Genomic DNA, 5,071 nt, shown 5'->3' on the forward strand with positions numbered 1-5,071 from the left:
GGCATACTCGTCAGCCTGCTGACACCCCGCCAACAAGTATTCAGCGAAGAAGCGCTGCACCTGCTGGCAGTCGAACGTGCCGAACTCGACGTGGGAACCAAGGTACGCGCAACCGCCGAGGACGCCAGCGAGCAAGGCGAACGACAAGGTCCCGAGCCTTCACGGCAGGGATGAGATACCCGATCGGTTTCCCAAGGTCAGACCCGCTGAGTGACCAGCTGCGCCGTCGTCTGCACGTCGGTGAGTAGGGCAACACGGCAGGTGCTCCACGTCCGGCCGGCTGCCGCCCGGGCCGTCAGCCGCCTTCTCCGCGGACTTCTTCCAAGTCCGCACCTCGACATGCGCCTCGCCCAGGGCGGTCGTCAGCTCGTCGCACCTCAGCCTGCAGCTGCTGTTCCCGTGATGAGGGGACCGACTTGGCGCTCTGGGCCAGACTGGCCCGGCTCACCTTCCAAGAACTGCGACTTCCATTGACTTCCACTACGAGAGGGACTGTGCACCGTCCCGGATAACCCCGATCCTCGCCAGCCCCGGAGGGCTGGCGCCACGCTGCTTGAGCAGCGGTTTCGAGTGTAGCGGAGGGTCTGGCACGACCGGTTCGTGCTGAACACGCCCGCCGGGCGGTTGGGAACCGGCCGGTGTGTCGGACAACGCTGCAGGTTCCGCAGCATGGTTTCGGAGGACAAGAAGATCGTGGTCTCCGGCGGGTCGGGAACAGTCCGATCCCGGATCTCTTCCAGAGCCTACACGTGGCGTTGCATCCAGTCGAGGAGGGCTTCGTTCTGGGCGCGGCGGTGGGTGAGCGGGCCGAGCAGGGAGCCGTCGTGGCCGGTGTTCGGGAAACGCAGCATTTCGGCGGGAACGCCTTGGGCCTTGAGGACGGCGTAGAACTGCTCCGTCTGCTCGGGCGGGGTGCGGTGGTCCCCCTCGTGTTGGAGGAACAGCGTCGGGGTGGTGCAGCGGTGCGCTTCGAAGATCGGCGAGCTGCGCCGGTAGGCCTCGAACTGCTCGTGCGGCGGGCCGCCCATGGAGGTGTGGCCGACGAAGAGTCCCAGGTCGCTGCTGCCGTAGATGCTGAAGAAGTTGAACAGCGGGTTTTCGGGGCTGGCGGCTTTGAACCGGTTGGTGCGCGAGATCAGGATCCCGGTCAGGGTGCCGCCGCCGGAGACGCCGAACACCCCGAGCCGCTCGGGGTCGGCCAGGCCTTCGGCGCTGGCGTGGTCGGTGCCGGCGAGGAGGTCTTCGCAGTCGAGGTGGCCCCAGTCGGTGTTGATGGCAGTGGCGAAGGCGTCGCCGTAGCCGGTGGAGCCGCGGTGGTTGAGGTAGAGCACTCCGTAGCCGGCGCCGGTGAGCATGAGGAAGTCGAACGCGAAGGTGTGGCCCCACCCGGCGTGGGGTCCGCCGTGGATCGCCAGCAGCGTGGGATGCGGCCGGCTGCCTCGCAGCGGCGCGAGGTACCAGCCCTCGACCGGGGTGCCATCGCTGCTGGTGAACTTCAGCGCGTGCAGTTCAGGCAGCTCGAGTTCAGCGAGCAGCTCGTCGTTGAGCCGGGTCAGGCGCTGTTCGGCGCTGGTCGCGATGTCGGCGAGGACGAGGTCGCCGGGCAGGTGCGGAGTGAACACCGCCGTGAGCAGCTGCGTTCCGCGCAGGGCGAGCGGGGCGCAGAGCCGCGGGCCGGCCAGCACCCGCCGGTGACCGGTGGCCTCGTCGAGGTGGACCTCGATGACGTGGACCTCTCCGCCCCGCTGAGCTGACACGTAGGCGTGCTGGGAGTCCCCGGCGAGGCACACCGTTCCCGTGGTCAGCGCGCTCGAGGGCAGATCGGAGGCCAGCAGGCCGGCGACGTCGCCGTCGAGGTCCGCGGTGAGGCGGCGGTCGGTGCCGGTGGCGGGGTCGTGGATCCACAGGTCCGAGCGGGTGCCGGGCGGGCGGCCGATCTCGCTGGTGAGCACGTAGACGACGCGTCCGTCCGGGCAGACGGCGTGGCCGGCGACGACACCTCCCCGGGCGAGGTCGGTGACCGTGCCGTCGAGGTCGACGCGGCGCAGCTGGGTTTCGCGTTCGGTGGTCTCGGGGTCGAACGAGGAGGTGAACACGAGCGCCTGCCCGTCCGGGGCCCAGCGGGGTTCGGCGTTGAGCAGGGCGTCGTCGGTGAGCTGAGTGATCTCCTCGGAGGCGAGGTCGAGCACGTAGATCTCGTGGAGCTGGTCGTCGACGACCCCGAGCCCCTCGGCGTGCCAGAGCGGGCGGCGGACCCGGTAGGGCGCCGACGGGTCGCGGGCCTCGCCGGGCCCGTGTGCGGTGAACGCGATCCGGCTGCCGTCGGGCGACCACACCGGCCCGCCAGTAATCCCGCGGGGCATCGCAGTCACCGCCCGGGCCTCTCCTCCGGTCAGCGCCAGCACGTACAGCTGTGCGGGCCCGTCGCGAGTGGACAGAAACGCCACCTCGTGCCCATCCGGCGAGATCGCCGGGGCGGTGTTGGCCGCATCGACCTGCGTCAGGGCCCGCTGCTCCCCGGTGGCGACATCGAGCAGCACCAGGTCGACGTGGTCGGTGTTGGCCTCGAGGTCACTGCGGATCACGGCCATCACCACCTGGCGACCGTCCGGGGACAGATCCGCACCGCTCACGAACCGGAACCGGAACAAGTCGTCAGGTTCGACCGGACGCGCAGCGCCGGGGCTGGTCGCCGCCGACGCCGGGGCGGCTGGGGCGGTCTGGGCGGGAACGCTCATCACCCGAGGATCGACCACCGGGCGGGGCTGGGTCGAGCGACATTGCTCAGGGCGAACACTGCGCCGGCAGCGCGGGTACAGCAGGAGGATGTCAGGCCCGCAGGCGCGTGCCGGCAGGTGCGGGTCACCGCGACCGGTCGCTGCCGAGCAGCGGAGCCGCACGACCGGAGGTCGCGGCAGACCACGCGTGTGATCAATGGTCGTTGATGGGGGTGGAGCAGTCCTCGGCGCGGACCACGGCGACACGGCAGGAGCGGTGCGAGAAACGTGTCCCTTCGGGACGCGTCCGGCTCGTACTATTGAGGAGTGTCGAAGCGCCTGTTGTCCGTGGCCCTGGCCGGGCACGGGCATGTCACGCCGACGGTGCCGCTGGTCGAGGAGCTCGTGCGGCGGGGCCACCGGGTGGATTATGCGACCAGCGGAGAGTTCGCCAAGACGGCGACCGGGGCGGGAGCGGGATGGGTCCAGCTGCCGGAACTCGACCCGTTCCGCCCACCAGCCGATGTCGGCCCCCGAGGTGATCGCGCTGTGGTTCCGACACCTCTTCGCCGCACTGGCGGCGGTCTACCCCGTGCTGCTCGAGCACTGCCGCACCCAGCGCCCGGACCTGGTGTGCGACGACGTCGCCCACTGGCCCGCGCGGCTGGGCATCCCCGCGGTGCGCACGATCCCGAACCTGGCCGAGAACGACAGCTACGCCCAGGTCAGCGAGCAGCTGACCGCGGGGCTGGGGCCCGAGCATCCCGAGATGGCCGCCTTCGCCGAGGACGTGGCGACCTTCGCCGCCGAGCACGACGTCGACCTCGACGTCCCGGCCACCTCCGATGTCACCGAGGCGCTGAACCTGGTGTTCGTGCCGCGGGAATTCCAACCTGCCGGCGACAGCTTCGACGACCGGTTTCAGTTCCTCGGCCCCATGGTGGGACGCCGCGCCCGGACCCAGTCGTGGTCGCCGCCCGACACCGAGCGCCCGGTGCTGTACGTGTCGCTGGGGTCGATCTTCACCGAGCATCCCGAGTTCTACCGGACCTGCATCGACGCGTTCGGCGACGGCCTCTGGCAGGTGGCGATGACCATCGGCCAGACCGATCCGGCCGAGCTGGGCCCGGTGCCGGCGACGGTGGACGTGTGGCCCTGGTTCCCGCAGCCGGCGGTGTTGGCCCGCGCGGCGGCGTTCGTGAGCCATGCCGGGATGGGCTCCACCACGGAGGTCTCCGCCGGCGTCCCGTTGATCACGCTGCCGCAGATGCCGGAGCAAGCCGTCAACGCCGAGCGCATCCAACAGCTCGGGATCGGTCAGCGCCTCGATCCCGAGGCGGTGACCGCCGAGACGCTGCGGGCCACCGTCGACGAGGTGGCCGCCAGCGCCGACGTCGCGGCGAACCTGGCACGGATGCGCCGCGCCATCGCCTGCAGCGGCGGCACCGCGCGGAGCTGACGAGATCGAAGCGCACCTCGAACGCGCCCGGTCGTGATTGGTGTTGACCTGGCGCTGCACCTGTTCGCCGAGAACGTCGACGCCGTGCGCCCAGTTTGGCACGGGCATTGCCGCCTACGCCTGCACGGCCAAAGAACCGAGGGCGACCTCTGGACAGTCGGGAACTACTGCGGCGTTGCATGGCGCCCGGGACACGCGAAGACGCTCATCGGCGAGATCGTCGCCGAGCACGGCGGGCAGGTGGTCCGCGGACCGTGCAACACCGACCGTGAGCTGGTCCGCCACTCGTTCCGGCGCCTGGGCGGACTCGATGCCGGGGTGGTCTGTCTTGGCCACGGCCCACCCCTCACCGGCACCACGGCCAGCCTGCTGCACGACGCGATCACGGCGAGCACCGTGCCCGCCCCTCGCCTGAGCAGACGACTCACGACGGGATCCCCTTGCGTCGTGTTCCCGCCGCGTGCGTGGGTTGGCTTCCGCGCTGGGCAACGGTCGGTGTCTCAGAGGCTGCGGCGGGTGTAGTGCTGCAGGAGGGCTTGCTCGCCTGAAGGTGCGGTTCCCGTTTCCGCGTTCCCGCGAGGAGCGAAGCCCGCGCTGGTCAGCGTGCGCACGGAGGCCGTGTTGTCGTCGACAGTCCGGGCGTACAGCTCGCGAAGTCCCATGCGGGTGCCGAGTTCGACCGCGCACTCCACAGCCTGTTGCGCAGCTCCGCGACCACGGGCAGTTGCGGCGAGCCAGAACCCGATTTCCGCGCGGTCCTCGGCGATGTCGAACAGCACGACGCTGCCGAGGAATTCGTCCGAGGTGTTGTCGGCGATCGCCAGCACCGCCAGGCTGCCCGCGATGAGCCCGGGCGTGATGATCGAGTCGATCTGCTCGGTGACCAGGGAGGGGG

The 5,071-nt window shown here is 70.3% G+C and carries 4 protein-coding genes; 1 reads left to right on the top strand and 3 read right to left on the bottom strand.

Annotated elements, in window-relative coordinates; genetic code table 11:
* Positions 1–743: 743 nt before the first annotated feature.
* Positions 744–2,633: a prolyl oligopeptidase family serine peptidase gene (locus tag ACYVJE_RS22940; protein WP_461146117.1), complete on the bottom strand. Its 1,890-nt coding sequence runs from the start codon at positions 2,631–2,633 to the stop codon at positions 744–746.
* Positions 2,634–3,240: 607 nt separating this feature from the next.
* Here ACYVJE_RS22940 and ACYVJE_RS22945 point away from each other — a divergent pair.
* Positions 3,241–4,176 carry a macrolide family glycosyltransferase gene (locus tag ACYVJE_RS22945; RefSeq protein ID WP_461146118.1) on the top strand — a complete coding sequence of 312 codons (936 nt, stop codon included), beginning with the start codon at positions 3,241–3,243 and terminating at the stop codon, positions 4,174–4,176.
* Between the two features lie 114 nt (positions 4,177–4,290).
* On the opposite strand, the gene ACYVJE_RS22950 is transcribed toward ACYVJE_RS22945, so the two are convergent.
* Positions 4,291–4,512 (bottom strand): hypothetical protein, encoded by a 222-nt coding sequence (locus ACYVJE_RS22950; RefSeq protein ID WP_461146119.1) that lies wholly within the window; start codon positions 4,510–4,512, stop codon positions 4,291–4,293.
* 164 nt (positions 4,513–4,676) lie between these two features.
* Positions 4,677–5,071 (bottom strand): GNAT family N-acetyltransferase (locus ACYVJE_RS22955; protein WP_461146120.1); only part of this gene is annotated, 395 nt, incomplete at its 5' end.

This window comes from Salinifilum aidingensis (assembly GCF_054782015.1).

Bases quoted from the DNA above. Each gene is read 5' to 3' on its own strand.
- ACYVJE_RS22945 (WP_461146118.1), top strand. From the start codon at position 3,241: ATGTCGGCCCCCGAGGTGATCGCGCTGTGGTTCCGACACCTCTTCGCC.